General features: G+C 45.1%; 17 protein-coding genes. 13 read left to right on the forward strand and 4 right to left on the reverse strand.

The features are described from left to right. Positions 1 to 112: 112 nt before the first annotated feature. The 7 genes from FLA_RS24240 (at position 113) to FLA_RS24270 (ending at position 9,208) form a co-directional block, all read left to right on the forward strand. Positions 113 to 559, forward strand: a complete 447-nt coding sequence (locus tag FLA_RS24240) for a hypothetical protein (protein WP_148666376.1) — start codon at positions 113 to 115, stop codon at positions 557 to 559. Positions 560 to 662: 103 nt separating this feature from the next. Further along, positions 663 to 1,760, forward strand: coding sequence for an efflux RND transporter periplasmic adaptor subunit (locus FLA_RS24245; protein WP_197705825.1), 1,098 nt, complete (start codon positions 663 to 665; stop codon positions 1,758 to 1,760). Between the two features lie 68 nt (positions 1,761 to 1,828). After that, complete coding sequence (locus FLA_RS24250; protein ID WP_076375207.1) at positions 1,829 to 4,951, forward strand: efflux RND transporter permease subunit; 3,123 nt, start codon at positions 1,829 to 1,831, stop codon at positions 4,949 to 4,951. Between the two features lie 19 nt (positions 4,952 to 4,970). After that, complete coding sequence (locus FLA_RS24255) at positions 4,971 to 6,407, forward strand: TolC family protein (RefSeq protein ID WP_084205995.1); 1,437 nt, start codon at positions 4,971 to 4,973, stop codon at positions 6,405 to 6,407. Between the two features lie 79 nt (positions 6,408 to 6,486). Next, complete coding sequence (locus FLA_RS24260; protein ID WP_076375209.1) at positions 6,487 to 7,161, forward strand: hypothetical protein; 675 nt, start codon at positions 6,487 to 6,489, stop codon at positions 7,159 to 7,161. 124 nt (positions 7,162 to 7,285) lie between these two features. After that, positions 7,286 to 8,476 carry a pseudouridine synthase gene (locus FLA_RS24265; RefSeq protein WP_076377282.1) on the forward strand — a complete coding sequence of 397 codons (1,191 nt, stop codon included), beginning with the start codon at positions 7,286 to 7,288 and terminating at the stop codon, positions 8,474 to 8,476. A 3-nt stretch (positions 8,477 to 8,479) separates the two neighbouring features. Beyond that, positions 8,480 to 9,208, forward strand: coding sequence for an RluA family pseudouridine synthase (locus tag FLA_RS24270; protein ID WP_076375211.1), 729 nt, complete (start codon positions 8,480 to 8,482; stop codon positions 9,206 to 9,208). A 142-nt stretch (positions 9,209 to 9,350) separates the two neighbouring features. On the opposite strand, the gene FLA_RS24275 is transcribed toward FLA_RS24270, so the two are convergent. The 3 genes from FLA_RS24275 to FLA_RS24285 form a co-directional block, all read right to left on the reverse strand. Next, on the reverse strand, positions 9,351 to 9,986 hold the full coding sequence (locus FLA_RS24275; RefSeq protein WP_076375213.1) for a peroxiredoxin: 636 nt from the start codon (positions 9,984 to 9,986) through the stop codon (positions 9,351 to 9,353). 64 nt (positions 9,987 to 10,050) lie between these two features. Beyond that, positions 10,051 to 11,238, reverse strand: coding sequence for a DNA polymerase IV (gene dinB, locus FLA_RS24280; RefSeq protein WP_076375215.1), 1,188 nt, complete (start codon positions 11,236 to 11,238; stop codon positions 10,051 to 10,053). A gap of 37 nt (positions 11,239 to 11,275) precedes the next feature. Further along, positions 11,276 to 11,899, reverse strand: coding sequence for a polysaccharide deacetylase family protein (locus FLA_RS24285; protein WP_076375217.1), 624 nt, complete (start codon positions 11,897 to 11,899; stop codon positions 11,276 to 11,278). A 41-nt stretch (positions 11,900 to 11,940) separates the two neighbouring features. Here FLA_RS24285 and gltX point away from each other — a divergent pair, with 41 nt between their 5' ends. The 6 genes from gltX (at position 11,941) to FLA_RS24315 (ending at position 17,847) form a co-directional block, all read left to right on the forward strand. Beyond that, positions 11,941 to 13,476 carry a glutamate--tRNA ligase gene (gene gltX, locus FLA_RS24290; protein ID WP_076375219.1) on the forward strand — a complete coding sequence of 512 codons (1,536 nt, stop codon included), beginning with the start codon at positions 11,941 to 11,943 and terminating at the stop codon, positions 13,474 to 13,476. Positions 13,477 to 13,550: 74 nt separating this feature from the next. After that, a complete protein-coding gene (locus FLA_RS24295) occupies positions 13,551 to 13,916 on the forward strand; it encodes a cupin domain-containing protein (RefSeq protein WP_076375221.1) in 366 nt (121 codons plus the stop codon). A gap of 165 nt (positions 13,917 to 14,081) precedes the next feature. Beyond that, positions 14,082 to 14,384: a cobalamin B12-binding domain-containing protein gene (locus FLA_RS24300; protein WP_231940464.1), complete on the forward strand. Its 303-nt coding sequence runs from the start codon at positions 14,082 to 14,084 to the stop codon at positions 14,382 to 14,384. Positions 14,385 to 14,464: 80 nt separating this feature from the next. Then, entirely contained in the window at positions 14,465 to 15,235 is a 771-nt protein-coding gene (locus FLA_RS24305; RefSeq protein ID WP_197705826.1) for an enoyl-CoA hydratase/isomerase family protein, read from the forward strand. A gap of 101 nt (positions 15,236 to 15,336) precedes the next feature. Continuing rightward, complete coding sequence (gene fumC, locus FLA_RS24310; RefSeq protein ID WP_076375225.1) at positions 15,337 to 16,734, forward strand: class II fumarate hydratase; 1,398 nt, start codon at positions 15,337 to 15,339, stop codon at positions 16,732 to 16,734. A gap of 222 nt (positions 16,735 to 16,956) precedes the next feature. Then, positions 16,957 to 17,847, forward strand: coding sequence for a hypothetical protein (locus FLA_RS24315; protein ID WP_144263946.1), 891 nt, complete (start codon positions 16,957 to 16,959; stop codon positions 17,845 to 17,847). Between the two features lie 22 nt (positions 17,848 to 17,869). On the opposite strand, the gene FLA_RS24320 is transcribed toward FLA_RS24315, so the two are convergent. Beyond that, positions 17,870 to 18,562 carry a lipoprotein signal peptidase gene (locus tag FLA_RS24320; protein ID WP_076375229.1) on the reverse strand — a complete coding sequence of 231 codons (693 nt, stop codon included), beginning with the start codon at positions 18,560 to 18,562 and terminating at the stop codon, positions 17,870 to 17,872. Positions 18,563 to 18,564: the final 2 nt, after the last annotated feature.

Here is an 18,564-nt window from a genome sequence, read left to right on the forward strand (position 1 = left end):
GTTATACCCTTCGTTGCGAACAATGGTTCGCATCTATCATAAACAACCACAACACCTTGTTTGCTGCCGTTATGGAATAATTGTATTTACTGTTTAAGTGATAGATAACGGTATGCGTATTAAATTGCTACATAAATGTACTTATCTCATTCTGGTCATGTCTTTTGGCCTGATGAGCTTTGCATTGCCTGGCAATCACTTCACCCACAAATCTATCTGGGGTATTGACCACCTTTCGCTGGAGCCCGATTCTTCTGCATTGAGCGGCTATTCTTCTGATGGCTTTTTAATAGGCCATTTGCTGGATATGCTGGCAGGCATTGAAGACGGCGATTCGCAGAAAGACGAACCACCTGCCAAACAATTCAATTATCACTACAGTTACTTTAACCTGCATAAAACAGGACAGGAGTCTACCATAGATAAACGCGTTAACCAGGACTATCTGTTTATTCCTGAGTTTTGCCTTTGCGCTGTAAAAACCATCCTGCCTGTTGGCAATAAGTTCCCTGCTTTACCCAGCTACTACGCTTTTCTATTCCGGCTTACTCCTTTCTGAGTTGCATCATATAACATATTATTTCAACGATTGCCTATTGCCTGATTGTTCATTTTAATAAACGTTAATGATGCAAAGGATACTCTTTTCATGCCTTCCGGCAATGACTATACTATACATGTGTGCCTGTAAAACCGGTAATACTGCCGACACAGGCATTACAGAAGTTCCATCTGTTCCTGTAATACAAATACTGCAAAAAGATACCAACGTACATAGCAACTATGTTACCGCTATAGAAGCCAAACGTAATGTGGAAATACGCGCTAAAGTGCCCGGCTTTTTAGAAAAGATTTATATAGATGAAGGCCAGCATGTGCAACAGGGCCAGTTGTTATTTAAAATAAACGACCGGGACATGAGCATTGCCCTGGACAGGGCCAAAGCCAGCCTTTCTAACATGCAGGCAGAAGCGCTGAGCGCCAGCCTGGAAATGGAGCGGGTGCAATTGCTGGTAAATAAAAAAGTAATAGCCCAGTCGGAGCTGGAACTGGCAAAAGCGAAAGTAAAAGCTGCCGAAGCACGCGTAAGCGAAGCACGTGCAGCTACCAGTGAAGCAGAACAAAGAGTGGCTTATACCTCTGTTTATGCACCTTTTTCCGGTATCATTGACCGCATTCCTTTACGCAGTGGCAGCCTGTTAGATCAAGGCTCCCTGTTAACTACGGTATCCGACCTGGACCAGGTACATGCCTACTTTAATGTATCGGAAAACGAATACCTGCAAATGATGCAGGACAGTAAAAGCAAAGATGCCATGCTAGGTAACAAAGTGCAGCTGATACTGGCCAACAATACTGCTTACCCACACGAGGGCAAGATAGAAGCAGTAGAAGGCGAGTTTGACCAGGGCACCGGTTCTATTGCCTTCCGGGCAACCTTCCCTAACCCCGGCCGTTTGTTAAAACATGGCTCCAGTGGCAAAATACAAATTACCACTCCCGTACGCCAGGCTTTACTGATTCCCAACAAAGCGGTGTTTGAAATACAGGATAAAAACTACGTGTACGTAGTAGACAAACAAAACAAAGTGAAGATGAAAAACTTTGTACCTAAAATACGTTTGTCTGATTGTTACATTGTGCAAAGTGGCCTTACCAGTGGCGAAAGCATTGTGCTGGAAGGCGTGCAAACACTGCGCGATGGCGTGCTGATACAACCGGTTGTTAACAACAACGATAGCCTTATAGCCCGTAAATAAATCTCATTATCCATGTATGCATCATGCCCTGTGTTTACACAGGCGCGTGCTCTATAATACTATATAGAATGGTTGAAACTTTTATCAGAAGGCCTGTGTTATCACTGGTCATCTCGCTTATTATATGCTTGTTGGGAGCGCTGGCTATTTTTACATTGCCGGTAACGCAATTCCCCGACATTGTACCCCCTTCCGTAACGGTAACCGCCAAGTACACCGGCGCCAATGCCGAAGTGTGCACCAAAGCCGTTGCCACTCCATTAGAAAGAGCTATTAACGGAGTGCCAGGTATGACGTATATGTCATCCGTATCCGGCAACAACGGCACCACTTTAATACAAGTGTTCTTCCAGGTAGGTACCGATCCCGATCTTGCCGCGGTGAACGTTCAAAACCGTGTAACAACGGTATTAGATGAGCTTCCCGAAGAAGTAATTAAATCAGGGGTTACTACTGAAAAAGAGGTAAACAGTATGCTGTTATACCTTAACGTTATCAGCCACGACAAAGACATGGACGAAGAGTTCATTTACAACTTTGCCGACATTAACGTATTGCAGGAGCTGAAACGTATTGATGGTGTGGGCTTTGCAGAAATCATGGGCGCCCGCGAATACTCTATGCGTGTGTGGCTGCGTCCTGATCGCATGTTGTCCTACAACGTATCTACCGAAGAAATTATAGAATCGCTGCGCAAACAAAACGTAGAAGCTGCCCCCGGCAAAACCGGTGAAGGATCAGGCAAAGAAGCCTACGCGCAGGAATACGTATTAAAATATACAGGCAAATTTTACGAGCCTTCTCAATACGAAAACATTGTAATACGTGCCGAAGAAAACGGCACTATACTGCGTTTGAAAGAAGTGGCCGATGTAGAATTCGGCACACTCAGTTATGGCATGGTATCTAAAACCGACGGCGGCCCCTCGGCCTCTATTATGATTAAGCAGAGGCCAGGGTCTAACGCCAGCGATGTCATTGCCAGCATCAAAAACAAGATGAAAGAGCTGAAAGCAGAAAGCTTTCCTCCGGGCATGGATTATAACTATGCCTATGATGTATCGCGCTTTTTAGATGCCAGTATACATGAGGTAATGCGTACCCTGGTAGAAGCATTGGTACTCGTATTTATAGTAGTATTCATTTTCCTGCAGGATTTCAGAAGCACCCTTATTCCCGCATTGGCGGTACCCGTTGCCCTGGTAGGCACACTCGCCTTTATGCAGGCCATGGGCTTTTCTATTAACCTGCTTACGCTGTTTGCCCTGGTACTGGCCATAGGCATTGTGGTAGATAACGCCATAGTAGTGGTAGAAGCTGTTCACGTAAAAATGACGGAACATCATATGTCGCCTATGGAAGCTACCATCAGCGCCATGCGTGAAATAACAGGAGCCATCATTGCCATTACCTTAGTAATGAGTGCCGTGTTTGTGCCCGTAGCCTTTTTATCAGGCCCTGTGGGTGTATTCTACCGCCAGTTCTCACTTACACTCGCTGTGGCCATTGTTATTTCCGGCATCAACGCCCTTACGCTCACACCGGCATTGTGTGCATTGTTGCTAAAACATCAGGCTCCATCGCCAAAGAAAAATTGGTTACAACGCTTCTTTGGTTCGTTTAATAAGGTATACGACAAAACCGAAAACAGCTACCGTAAAAGGGTTACTAAAATCGCTGGCAAAAAATGGGTTACCGTTGCCATGCTGTTATTCTTTGTAGTAAGCACCTGGGGCATTGCTAAGGTGTTGCCTTCCGGCTTCATTCCTACCGAAGATCAGGGCATGATATACGTAAACGTAACCACACCGCCCGGTGCATCTGTATCGCGTACCGAAAAAGTACTGGATGATATTACCATTGCTACCCGTAAAGTAAAGAGTGCCGAAAACATAAGCACGCTCGCCGGCTATAGCCTGGTAAACGAAATAGCAGGCGCCAGTTACGGTATGGCAATGATTAACCTGAAAAGCTGGGATCACCGTAAAGAATCAGTGAAAGAAGTAATAGCCGAACTGGAACACAACACACGCCACATCAAAGATGCAACTATCGAATTCTTTCCACCGCCAACCGTACCCGGCTTTGGTAACGCCAGTGGTTTTGAACTACGTTTACTGGACAAAGGCAAAAGCAGCGACCTTTCGCGCACCGCCACTGTTACACAAGACTTTATCACTGCCCTGAAACAGGAGAAAGCCATCAGTAGCGCCTTTACCAGCTTTGATGCCAGCTTCCCGCAATACATGATTCATATTGATGAAGAGATGGCGGCTAAAAAAGGGGTTACTGCAGATAATGCCATGCAAACCCTGCAAACATTATTAGGCAGCTATTATGCTACCAACTTCATACGCTTTGGCCAGATGTATAAGGTAATGGTGCAGGCTTATCCTAATTACCGCGCACGTCCCGAAGACATACTAGAGTTGTATGTAAAAAACAACAAGGGAGAGATGGTATCGTACGCCACCTTTACTACATTGGAAAGGGTGTATGGCCCCGAGCAGTTAACACGTTATAACATGTACACCTCAGCCCTGGTAAATGGCGATGCCGCTCCGGGTTACAGTAGTGGCGATGCCATTGCTGCTATTGAAAAAGTAGCCGCTAAAAAACTGCCTAAAGGCTACGCCTATGAGTGGTCGGGCATGACGCGTGAACAGATATTATCCGGTAACCAGGCAGCCTATGTATTCCTGTTATGTTTATTGTTCGTGTACCTGCTACTGGCCGCCCAATACGAAAGCTTTCTATTGCCTTTAGCAGTAATTCTATCCCTGCCTACAGGTGTGTTTGGGGCCTTCCTGTTATTAAAGTTAACCGGGTTGGAAAACAACATCTATGCCCAGGTAGCATTGGTAATGCTGATAGGTTTGTTAGGCAAGAATGCTATCCTGATAGTAGAGTTTGCTATACAGCGTAATAAAGAAGGCATATCTGTGATGCAGGCAGCCCTGGAAGGCGCCGTATCCCGCTTACGTCCTATCCTGATGACTTCGTTTGCCTTTATTGCCGGTTTAATACCCTTGTGTATTGCTTCCGGTGCAGGTGCCATGGGCAACCGTTCTATAGGTACGGCCGCAGCAGGTGGTATGTTATTAGGCACTCTTTTCGGCCTGGTGCTGGTGCCGGGTTTGTATGTATTGTTTGCTCCTAAAAAGAAAGAACAACCCACACAAGCTCATTAATCATTTATAAAACAGGAACATGAAGTTTATTATATATTTTCTATTATTCTTTACACTCAGCTGGCAGGCCTGCACTACAGCTCAAAAAACACAGATACCGGATAAGGTAAACATTCCCGATTCCTTTGCACACGCCCCAAAGGCCGACAGCAGTAGCATTGCACAAATGCAATGGAAGCAGTTTTTTGCCGATACGTTTTTACAACACCTTATCGACACAGCCTTGCACAACAACCCCGATATATTAATAGCCTTTCAGCATATAGAAACCGCACGGGCTATGGCAGTAAGCGCGAGAAACGCCACATTGCCTTCGCTCAACGGCGTAATATCTGCCGGGGTAGATAATTATGGCGATTATACCATGAATGGTGTAGGCAACTACGACACCAACCTATCGCCTAATATTTCCAAAGACCAAACCATTCCCGATCCTACCGCCGATTTTTTCATAGGCCTGCGCAGCAGCTGGGAAGTGGATGTATGGGGCAAACTAAAAAACCGCAAAAAAACCGCATTGGCCAAACTGGCCGCTTCTGAAAAAGCCAGGCAACTGGCCACCACATTATTGGTGGCCCAGGTGGCAGGTTACTACTACCAGTTACTGGCATTGGATAATGATATAAAAATTATTAACCACAACACCACGCTCCAGGAAGAAGCCCTGGAAATAGTGAAAGTGCAGAAAGAGGGTGGCCGTGCTACCGAGTTGGCGGTACAGCAAATGGAAGCACAACTGTATAACACCCGCACTTTTGGGTATAAAGCCAAACAGGAAATAGCCCTGGCTGAGTTCCAGCTCAATTACCTGCTGGGCCGCTTTCCGCAAGCCGTGCCACGCGATACCATTTTTACACAACAACATTTACCGCAACAACTGCAAACAGGTCTTCCTTCTGCCTTGTTGTTACAACGTCCCGACATACAGGAAGCCGAATGGCAACTATTAGCAGCCAAAGCAGATGTGGCCAGCGCACGTGCCGCCTTTATGCCTGGTTTTCAAATCACTCCCTATGCCGGCTTCAATGCCTTTAAAGCAGCCTTGCTGTTTAACGGTGGCTCGCTGGCCTGGGGTGCCCTTGGTAGCCTTACCGCTCCACTGTTTAACCAAAAACAGATAAAAGCCGCCCACCTGATAGCAGTAGCGCAAAACAAAGAAGCGTATTACCATTACAATAAGGTAATACTCAACAGCTTTCGCGAAGTGGGCAGCACCATACAGCAACTGGAAAACAACAGCGCCATGGTTACGCTGAAACAAAAGCAGGTAACCGCACTGGAGCAGGCTGTGGCTTCTTCCCGCGATCTGTACCTGGCCGGTTATGCCTCCTACCTGGAAGTGATCACCGCCCAGAAAGGCGTTTTGGATGCACAGCTGGAACTCAACGATGCCCGCAAAAACCAGCTTACTTATACTATTGACCTTTACCGCTCGTTGGGTGGGGGCTGGCAATAAACCCGCTTTTAACATTTTAGAAAGCAATGATCATTAAACGTGCGAAAACGTTCGTAGTCTATTATAAAAACGAACAAGTATGAAAAAGTTAATACTCTTTGTAGCCGCCGGTTTATTAGCAACCGCTGCCGTTCAGGCACAAACACCCCAGGGTGCCCAACAGGATAAAACAACTGACAACGCCACCGCTTTTCATCCTAAACGCCATCATGGCAAGCACAAACATGGCCATTTCAAAGGTGCGCACCGTGGTGCTATGGCACATGTGCAGTTGACAGAACAACAGCGCCAGCAAGCACATACTATTGCCCAGGATTATCACAAACAGGCTACTGCATTAAAAGCCCAGGATAATATCACGGTGGGTGAGTATAAAAAGCAAATGGCTGCTTTACAGGCCAATCGTAAGCAACAAATGCAACAGCTGCTTACCAACGAGCAAAAGCAACAGATAGCACAACAGAAAGCGCAACGCGCACAACAGGCACAGGCACGCGGTGAAGCACGGATTTCTAAAATGAAAGAAAAGCTGAAATTAACAGACGACCAGGTCAATAAAATTAAAGAGCAGCAAGCCAGTGTGCATAGCCAGGTAAAAGCTATCCGCGAAAACCAGTCGTTAGACGAAACCGCTAAAAGACAACAGGTTCGCACGATTATGCAACAGCAAAAAGATAATTTCAAATCAGTTCTTACAAAAGAACAACTTGATCAATTACATAATAACTTGCATAAAAACAGGGACGTGAAATAATAACCAAATCAACGAAATTCCGTTCCGGGCCGGTGTAACAACCGGCCTTTTTCATGCCCGGCCTACATTGGCGCTATATTTCCTACCTTTGCAAAACCTGTTGAAAAACAGCAAATTCAATTTTATGAGCAAACAATCGTTTGAGAAGTTCATTAACAAGAGCAAAGGCGCGAAGAAAAAAGAGGAAATTCGCCAGGACAAAAGGAAGTTCAAGCAAGAACAAAAAGTCAAGGGCGAAGAAATGAACCGCCTGAATGAAGACAAATACCGCGCAGTAACTTCCGATACCCGCCGCAAACCTGCCAGCACAGCCGACAGCCAGGCTCCTAAAGGCAAAGGCCCCAAAGCCAGCAGCCGTACCGCTCCCGCAAAAGAAAGCAGCCGCAAAGAATGGAAAAGTGAAAAACCTGTAAAAAAGGACAAAAAGCCTTTTGCTGCCGGGGAAGCACAACCAGATGCGGACCGCACCACTAAGGGCGCCCCTGCTAAAAAAAGCAGGCCGGCAGAAGAAAAAGCGGGCAAGCCTGTAGCTAAAAAATCAGAGGAAGACGATAACGGCAACGAAATAATGCCATTGAATAAATTTATTGCTCACTCTGGTGTTTGCGCCCGTCGCGAGGCCGCCGGCCTTGTGAAAGAAGGGGTAGTGGTTGTAAATGGCAATAAAATATTAGAACCAGGTTTTAAGGTATCTGCCAGTGATAAAATCACTGTTAAAGGCAAATTGCTGTTCCTGCAAAAGAACCTGGTGTATGTGTTACTGAACAAGCCTAAAGATTTTTTAACCACCGCTAAAGATCCACAAGGCCGTAAAACCGTGCTGGACCTGGTAAAAGGCGCTACACAGGAACGTATTTATTCCGTAGGCAGGCTCGACCGCAATACCACGGGCGTATTGTTGTTAACCAACGATGGTGAGCTGGCACAAAAGCTAACGCACCCTTCTTACGAAATCAAGAAAATATACGAAGTAAGACTGGACAAGCCCGTTCTGAAAAAAGACCTGGAATCTATTGCATCCGGTATTACCCTGGAAGATGGTTTTATACATGCTGACTCTGTAGGTTATGTTGACCCAAAAGACAAATCAGTAGTAGGTATTGAAATTCATAGCGGACGTAACCGTATTGTACGCCGCATTTTTGAGCACCTGGGTTATGATGTAAAAAACCTGGATCGTGTTCTTTTTGCCAACCTTACCAAAAAGAATGTAGAGCGTGGCAAATGGCGTTTATTAACCGAAAAAGAAATACGCCTGCTCAAATACATGAACCAGAGTTTTGTGAAAAAGAAAGAAAAAAAGGAAGCCCAATAAGAAATGAAGCAAGTTCTCACTGCCGATAATATCATATTTGAAAACGATCAGTTCATTGCTATTAACAAGCCTTCCGGCTTATTAAGTGTGCCTGACCGCAAGCAATCAGAACCATCGTTAAAAGACATGCTGCTGGCTAAGTATGGCAGCATCTTTACCGTTCACCGCCTGGATAAAGACACCAGTGGTGTTATTGTATTTGCCAAAGACGAAGAAACCCATAAAGCCTTATCAGCCCTGTTTGAAGGCCGGGAAGTAGAAAAATACTACCAGGGTATGGTGTATGGTATTCCTTACCCCGAAAAAGGTAGTGTAGATGCCGCTATTATGGAGCATCCTGCCGGTAATGGCAAAATGATCACCCATGCCAAAGGCAAGGCGTCGTTAACCGATTACGAGGTGCAACAGGCTTTCCGTTTGTATTCCTGGTTAAAGTTTCAGATACACACCGGCCGCACCCACCAGATTCGAGTACATATGCAGCACCTGGGCCACGCCATTGTTTGCGATGATTTATACAGTAACGGAGAGCCTATTTTCATCTCTGCGCTGAAAAAGAAAAATTATAACCTGAATAAAAACGAGTTGAATGAGCGCCCGATATTAGGCAGGCTGGCCCTCCATTCCTGGTTATTAAAATTTGAGCTGAACGGAGAAGTTTTTGAACTGGAAGCCCCTCTACCAAAAGACTTGCGGGCCACCTTACAACAATTGGAAAAGCATCAGCGCTAAAATCTCAATATAACAAAAGCCCTTGCACGAGGGCTTTTGTTATATATGTATTCGTCAGGTTATGGCATAAAAAAAGTCCCGCTAGACAACGGGACCGGAACGAGTACAAAGAAATAAACCATTATGCTTATAAAAATCTTCCTTATTTGTTAGGCTGCGGCGTATAACGCAGATAAGGTTTTACCACTTTTACTCCCTTAGGGAATTTTTGAATGGCATCTTCTGTGCTAACAGCCGGAACCACAATAACATCTTCTCCTGATTTCCAGTCAGCTGGCGTGGCCACACTGTATTCTGCGGTTAATTGCAGTGATTCAATCACGCGCAGTACTTCCTGGAAGTTTCTGCCTGTTGAGGCAGGGTAAGTCAGTGTTAACTTTATCTTCTTGTCAGGCCCTATTACAAACAGCGAACGCACGGTGGCGGTAGCTGATGCATTAGGGTGAATCATGTCATATAAAGTAGCCACTTCCCTGTTATCGTCTGCAATAATAGGAAAACCTACTGAAACGTTCTGTGTTTCATTAATATCATTTACCCAGCCATGGTGTTTATCCAGGGGGTCAACACTTAATGCCAGCACTTTTACATTACGTTTAGCAAACTCTTCCTGCAACAATGCGGTTTTACCTAACTCGGTGGTACACACCGGTGTATAATCAGCAGGATGAGAGAATAAAATACCCCATCCATCGCCAAGATATTCATGAAAATCGATCTCTCCTATTGTAGTCTGTGCTTTAAAATTGGGGGCTGTATCCCCTAAACGTAAGCTCATATGGTGAAATTTAGGTCTCGAAGATAAGAGTATTCCCTACAAAACAGGTAGGTTAATAAAGAAATTATTTTTCCTCCTCCTTTCCGGGTTCCTCTTTCCTAGGCAAGGGAACAGTGCGTGCCTTATTCAAAGCCATTTTTCCAAACTTATTCTTTACATCATCAATAGCCTTATACAGGTTGGATTTTTTAGTGGTATCCTCAAATAAATTCCCCTGCATACCATGACTTACAAAATCGGTTAACCGCACGCCCAGTAAGCGTATAGGCGCTCCTTTTTTATGTAGTTTCTCAAACAAATCCATAGCAGCTGCAATCAGCTCGTCATCGCTAAATGTATAGGATACAGTTGTTTGCCGCGAGGTAGTGGAAAAATCGGGGTACCTTATTTTCACGGTAATACATCCCGCCAGTTTATCTTCCTGCCGCAGTTCATACGCCACCCGCTCTGTCATCCGCACCAGCTGCGCGTGTAAGAATTCCAGGTCGGCGATGTTTTCTTCAAACGTGTTTTCTGTAGAAATAGATTTGGCTTCATGTTCGTTCACCACTTCTCCAAAATGCAGCCCCAGCGCTTTCTGATGCAGCTCGCTGCCGTATTTACCCAGCTTACGTTCCAGCTGTTCAGGTGTATATTGTAAAATGTCACCGATCTTTTGAATGTTCATCGTTTGCAGGGTAGCAAAGGTTTGCTTACCCACACCCGGAATTTTATTCACCGCCAGCGGTGCCAGAAAAGCCTGTTCCATACCGGGATGTACATATAGGTAACCGTTGGGCTTGGCTTCGTCTGTGGCAATCTTTGCTACCATTTTATTGGTAGCCAGCCCGAATGAAATAGGCAGTTGGGTAGTTTCCGTAATCTCCTGCCGCAGGGCAATTGTCCATTGATAAGGATTAAAAAAGCGATCCATCCCGGTTAAGTCCACATAAAACTCATCAATAGAAGCCTTTTCAAACAAAGGCGCTTTGGCGGCAATAATTTCGGTAACCATACGGGAATAACGGCTGTATTCGCCCCGCGTACCTTTTAATACAATCGCATGCGGACATAACTGCATAGCCCGTTTCATAGGCATGGCACTATGCACGCCAAACTGCCGGGCAGCGTAGCTACAGGCAGCCACCACCCCCCGATCTACCGAGCCGCCCACAATCACCGCTTTACCTTTTAACGATGGATCGCGCAGCACTTCCACACTCACAAAAAACGAGTCCAGATCAAAATGGGCAATATAACGTTGAACGCTCATGTGTATAAAATGCAGGCTTCACCGTTGCCAGCCGTTGTTACAAACTTTTAAAAACGTATCCCTGCCCCGCAAAATGCTCTAACACCCGTGGCAGGGCAAAACTCATCCTGTCCCATGCCTTTGTGCTATCGTGAAATACCACAATGCTACCAGGCCGGGCATTCATTAATACGTTATCCAAACAACGTTCCGGTTTCAGTTTTCTGTCAAAATCGCCGCTTAACACACTCCACATAATAATGCGGTAGGCAGGCCGGGCAATATTGTGCAGGAAATTGGCCTGAAAGCGGCTAATGCGGCCATAAGGTGGGCGAAACAGGTTGCTATCAATATATTTAGCCGCTTCGTTAATATCTGCGATATATTTCTCATCGACTGTTTTCCAGCCGTTTACATGGTTTTGTGTGTGGTTGCCAATAGCATGGCCTTCATCCAGTATGCGCGTATAAATATCCCGGTGCTGCTGCACATTTTTGCCAATGCAAAAAAAAGTGCCTTTGGCATTCCAGGCCTTTAGCTGATCCAGCACAAAAGGGGTGGCCTGCTCGTGCGGACCATCATCAAAAGTGAGGTATAACACTTTCCCGCTGTCGGGCATCTGCCAGGTTAGCGCGGGGGCATAGAGTTTACGAAGCCACCAGGGCGATGTTACCAGATACATAATAACAAATATACTCAACCCTAATATTATCTTTGCGCCCTATGAGCAGCAAAAAAGTAAGAGTACGTTTTGCCCCCTCTCCAACCGGAGGATTGCATTTGGGTGGCGTTAGAACCGTTTTGTTCAATTACCTGTTTGCTAAGAAGCAAGGAGGCGAATTTATACTACGAATTGAAGACACCGACCAAACCCGTTTTGTAGCCGGTGCCGAAGAATATATAACAGAAACTTTACGTTGGTGTGGCCTGGAAGCCGATGAAGGTCCGCACAAAGGTGGTCAGTACGGCCCCTACCGTCAAAGCGAACGCAAACCGCTGTATAAGGAGTATGCCGAAAAGCTGATAGCACAAGGTCAGGCCTACTACGCATTTGATACCTCGGAAGAGCTGGAAAACATGCGCCAGCAATATAAAACCGATGAAAACCCTTCTCCGCAGTATGGGCATACCCTGCGTGGTAAAATGCGCAATTCATTAACATTACCTGCCGAAGAAGTTACCCGCTTACTCAGCGAGGGCACTCCGCACGTGGTGCGTATTAAAATGCCGGATAACGAAACCATCAGTTTCCAGGATATGATACGTGGCGAAGTAAGCTTCCAGTCCGAACTGGTAGATGATAAAGTATTACTGAAAGCAGATGGTATGCCTACCTATCACCTGGCGGTGGTAGTAGATGATTACCTGATGCACATTTCACACGCTTTCCGTGGAGAAGAATGGCTGTCCAGCGCTCCTGTACATGTGTTATTATGGAAATACCTGTTTGGCCTGGAAAACATGCCACAATGGGCACACCTGCCGTTGATTTTAGGTCCCGATGGCTCTAAGCTCAGCAAACGCCATGGCAACAAATATGGTTTCCCCATTTTTGCTATGAACTGGACCGATCCACGTACACAGGATTTTACAGAAGGTTTCCGCGAACGTGGTTTCCTGCCTGAAGCATTTGTAAACGTGCTGGCACTGTTAGGCTGGAACGATGGCACCGACCAGGAAGTGTTTTCCCTGGAAGAACTGGTAGAACGCTTTGACCTGTCGCGCGTAAACCACAGCGGCGCTATTTTCGATTTTGAAAAAGCCAAATGGTTCAACAGTGAATGGATTAAACGCCTGCCTGCCGAAAAATGGCAGCCTACGGTGAAAACCATCTTTGAACAAGCGGGTATTGCCATTACCGATGATACGCAGTTTACCACAGTGCTGGAACTGGTAAAAGACCGTTGCACCCTGTTAAGCGATTTTGTGGCACAGGCCGATTTCTTTTTCCGCGCCCCTGCTACAATAGACACCCCTGCTATTCAGCCTAAATGGAACGATCAAAAGCAGTTGTTCTTTGTAGAGCTGATCCGCGCTTATGAACTGATGAGCAGCTGGGATCACGACAGCCTGGAAAAAGAGTTTAAAGAAATAGCCGCTGTACAACAGTTAAAAACCGGCGAGCTGATGCTGCCTTTGCGCATTATGCTGGTAGGTGGCAAGTTTGGCCCGGGCGTGTTTGATATTGCCACAATGATAGGTAAAGAAGCAACTATTGCACGCATTAAACATACTTTACAGTTATTACAAACTGCTTAGGCAGATATAACCAGCCTATAGGATGCCCCCTTACCCAAAACGGTATCCTATAGGTTTACAATACAACCCATATTATGATAAAAGCATACCATCTTTACACCGGTACTGACGGACATTCACATTTTACAGAAGGCTTTGTCACCAATGATGTAAGCACTTCTGCTGTTTCTACCCACTTTAAAGAAACTGCCCCACACTCTGTTTACGACTGGCATCCCGCCCCCGCTACACAATATGTAGTTACTTTACAGGGCACCCTGGAATTTGAGATGAACTCCGGTAAGAAGTTTATCCTTAACCCCGGCGAAATATTAATAGCCATGGACACTACCGGATCAGGTCACAAATGGCAAATGCTGGGCGATGAGCCCTGGAGGCGTATGTATGTTGTGTTCACCGATATCAATGACATCAACTTTGTAGCAGCCCAGGGCAGTTAAGCACACGCTGCAATATCCATCCGATTTTTCGCTGTTTTTGTGTAGGTTTGAATACAAACATCCGTTAGGATTAATGAATTCCACATTTAACAGACCTATCCGGGTCTCTTAGCCAAGGTAGGACTTAACGGACACGATCGCGGTGCCAAAATAATAGCCACCGCCCTGCGCAATGCCGGCATGGAAGTAATATATACCGGTTTATGCCAGACTCCGGAAATGGTAGTAAACGCTGCTTTGCAGGAAGACGTGGATGTTATAGGCATCAGCATATTATCCGGCGCGCATATGACTCTCTTCCCCAAAGTAATGCAGCTGATGAAAGAAAAAGGTATGGAGGATGTGCTGCTTACCGGTGGTGGCATTATACCGGAAGAAGATATGGCCCATCTCAATAACATGGGTATAGGTAAATTATTCGCACCCGGCACCTCTACCACCGATATTGCCGCTTATATCCGTAACTGAACGCAGGAACACCGTGTTTTCTAAAATTGAGCTAACTTAACCCTACCGTTTTATTCATTTTCATTTAATAAGTTATCAGTATGGAAGTAGTAACAGCATTGGAAAATGGCATCTATACCATCACCATTAACCGCCCGGACAAACTGAATGCTCTCAACAGAGATGTGATTAATGGTTTGTCGGAAGCACTGAACGAAGTATATAACAATCCCGATATAAAATCAGCCATCCTTACCGGTGCCGGCAATAAAGCTTTTGTAGCCGGGGCTGATATCAGCGAGTTTACCGAGCTGGATGCAGCTGGTGGTGAAGAACTGGCCCGTCGCGGGCAGCAACTGGTGTTTGATAAAATAGAGAATTCACCCAAACCTATTGTAGCCGCTGTAAACGGTTATGCATTGGGCGGAGGTTGCGAACTGGCGCTTGCCTGCCATTTTATCATCGCCAGCGACAATGCCCGGTTTGGGCAGCCCGAAGTGAACCTGGGCCTTATTCCCGGCTATGGCGGCACACAACGCCTTACACAGGCGGTAGGTAAAGGCCGGGCCATGCAATTGATTATGACCGGCGAAACCTTCGCCGCCCAGCAGGCTATGGAATATGGTGTAGTAAATGAAGTGGTAGCCCCCGATGCCTTATTGGAGAAAGTAAAGAATATCTTACTGGTTATTCATAGTAAAGCACCGCTGGCCATTGCCAAGGTAATTGAAAGCATTAATCATTTCGACCACACACACAAAGGCTACGACTTTGAAATAAAGAAGTTTGGCGAATGCTTTGGTACAGAAGATAAAAAAGAAGGCGCAGCCGCCTTTTTGGAAAAAAGAAAACCTGTGTTCAAAGGCAGGTAATCCCCTTTATATATTTCCCTTTTGCGACAGTTCCGGCTATGTATTGATGAACTGATGTAATACGTATTGCCCTACCTTTGCGGCACTAAATAAATAGTTGTATGGACTATCGTATAGAAAAAGACACGATGGGCGAAGTGAAGGTTCCCGCTCATGTTTATTGGGGTGCACAAACGCAGCGCAGCATTGAAAACTTCAAGATAGCGCAGGACATTAACAGAATGCCTAAAGAGATTATTGCGGCTTTTGCTTACCTGAAAAAGGCAGCAGCTTTGGCAAACCTGGAGTTGGGCGTTTTACCCAAAGAAAAAAGCGACCTGATTGGACAATCATGCGACGAAATTCTGGCAGGTAAACTGGACGATCAGTTTCCCCTGGTAGTATGGCAAACTGGTAGCGGTACCCAAAGCAACATGAACGTAAACGAAGTAGTTGCTTACCGTGCACATGTTATCACCGGAGGTTCTTTAACCGACAAAGACAAGGTGTTACATCCTAATGATGATGTAAACAAATCCCAGTCATCTAACGATACTTTCCCTACCGCTATGCACATAGCAGCCTATAAAATGCTGCTGGAAGTAACTATACCCGGTATTGAAAAACTGCGCGATACCCTGGCTGCCAAAAGCAAGGAGTTTATGCACGTGGTAAAAATTGGCCGTACACACTTTATGGATGCAACGCCATTAACGTTGGGCCAGGAGTTTAGCGGTTATGTTTCTCAACTGAACCACGGCTTAAAAGCCATTAAAAATACCCTGGAGCACCTGACCGAACTGGCATTAGGTGGCACAGCGGTAGGTACCGGCATCAACACGCCTAAAGGTTATAGCGAAGTAGTCGCAAAAAAAATAGCCGAATTAACCGGTTTTCCTTTTGTTACGGCTGAAAATAAATTTGAAGCCTTAGCAGCACACGATGCTATTGTAGAGGCACATGGCGCTTTGAAAACAGTAGCCGTTAGCTTAATGAAAATAGCCAACGACGTGCGTATGCTTAGCTCTGGCCCCCGTTCAGGTATTGGTGAAATATTCATCCCTGATAACGAGCCAGGCTCTTCTATCATGCCAGGTAAAGTAAACCCAACCCAGTGCGAAGCATTAACCATGATTGCTGCACAGGTGTTAGGAAACGACGTTACCATTAACATCGGCGGTGCAAACGGTCACTTTGAGCTGAACGTGTTTAAACCGGTGATGATTTTCAACTTCCTGCACAGCGCCCGCTTAATTGGCGAAGGTTGCATCAGCTTTAATGATAAGTGTGCTGCCGGTATTGAACCACTGCACGAAAACATTAAAAAGCACGTTGACAATAGCTTAATGCTGGTAACTGCCCTTAACACCAAAATCGGCTACTATAAGGCAGCAGAAATTGCACAAACAGCACACAAAGAAGGTACTACCTTAAAAGAAATGGCTGTGAAACTGGGCTACCTTACTCCGACTGAATTTGATGAGTGGGTAATACCTGCTAAAATGGTAGGTGACATTTAAGGTGCAACAGTAATAATTACTTTTTTACAACGCATAGAAAAAGCCGCTTATATAAGCGGCTTTTTCGTGTAATTACGTATGTATTAAGGAATACTTCCCCCTTAAAAAAAGGAAAGCAGCGGTTATTTAAGACAATTTAAACAAATAGGCAACGTTCTTGCTGTAATATCAATCTTTTTACAATGGAATGATATGTGTAAAATTGCAAATACATTAAAACTTATGCGAAAATCGTTACTGTTTCTCTCCCTCACACTCGCCTGTATTCTCATCATTCAATCATGTGCTAAAGAATACAGCGTGGAAACAGGCAGCAATGGAACACCCGCCGACGGCGCGCTTGTAAAAGACTCCAATGATGCTTGTATCCCACCTGCCATCTATGGTATCTATGATACAGGCAAAGTACTTACAGATAGCAACTTTGTGTTATTGAATGTAACAGTTACCAAACCTGGTTTCTATAAAATTTATACCGATGAGCAGAATGGATTCTCTTTTGCAGATTCCGGTTTCTTTTCTGTAATAGGTACTAAAACGGTAAAACTGAAAGCAACCGGTACCCCTATTTTACCTATCACTACCGATTTTGTAGTGAATTTTGATAGTACGATATGTGGATTCTCTATTACAGTAACTAAAGATGCTGGCAGCAATAACAGTAATCCAAACGAAAGTGACAGCGCCTGGGTTTTCAGTGACGGTACCAGAACTTTTGCCGGTACAGTTAGCAGCGCTTATTTTTTTGATGCAGATACAACAGGAACATCAGGACATTTCTTTGAGTTTGCCGGTTATATACCTGGGAGTTCTGATACCGCCTTTCGGGTAGTGATAGAAGTTCCTACTTCTAATGCTATCCCTGCCGGCACATATAGCTCTACCACTTCTGCCTTGTTTGATTTTTACCGTGCCGACGCCAGCAACCCTAACGGATTTACCTCCATTTATTGGGCTAATCCAACTGTTACACCAGAAGCAATGCAGTTCAACGTTATCAGCTATAACAGTACCACTGGCATTTTAGAAGCAACTATGTCGGGAACCGCACGTAATGAAAGTGGGGGAACCACTACTATTTCCAGCGGAAAATTCACTGTCAAGGTTGACTAAATACTACCAATAAAAAAGCCGGTTAAATAACCGGCTTGCTTTCATTTATATTTTTAGGGGCCTCATCGGGGCCCTTTTCTTTGGAAGTATCTTTAGCCGGCTGCGGAAAAAACCTGCTTTGAAACACTAAAATGGCAATTACACCGGCAGAAATAGAAACATCGGCGATGTTAAATACTGGTCTGAAAAACTCAAACGGTTCACCACCCCAGAAAGGAAACCAGGAAGGAAAGTTTACACCGGTAATGATGGGGAAATAAAACATGTCTACCACTTTACCATGCAGGAAGCTGGCATAACCACCACCCGTAGGAAACAATTTGGCTACATTCTGCAAATACAGATCGCTGCTGTCGAATATCAGACCATAAAACATACTATCTATCAGGTTACCTAATGCACCGGCGTAAATAAGGCCTGCACAAATAATAAAACCTTTATGATAGCCCTTGCGGGTAATAGTGCGTAAATAAAAGACACCTACCACACAGGCTACCAAACGAAACAGTGTCAGTACTAATTTACCATGCTCACCAAATAAGTCCAACGTCCATCCCCATGCCATACCGGGGTTTTCCACAAAGTGCAGCCTAAACCAACTGCCTATTATTCTGTGTTCTTCACTTAAATAATAGTTTGTTTTAATGTAAAACTTTAAAGCCTGATCAGCCAGCAATATTAAAATGATAAACGCTGCTAAATGTTTCCCTTTCATTT

It is taken from the genome of Filimonas lacunae (genome assembly GCF_002355595.1).
Classification (GTDB): Bacteria; Bacteroidota; Bacteroidia; order Chitinophagales; family Chitinophagaceae; genus Filimonas; species Filimonas lacunae.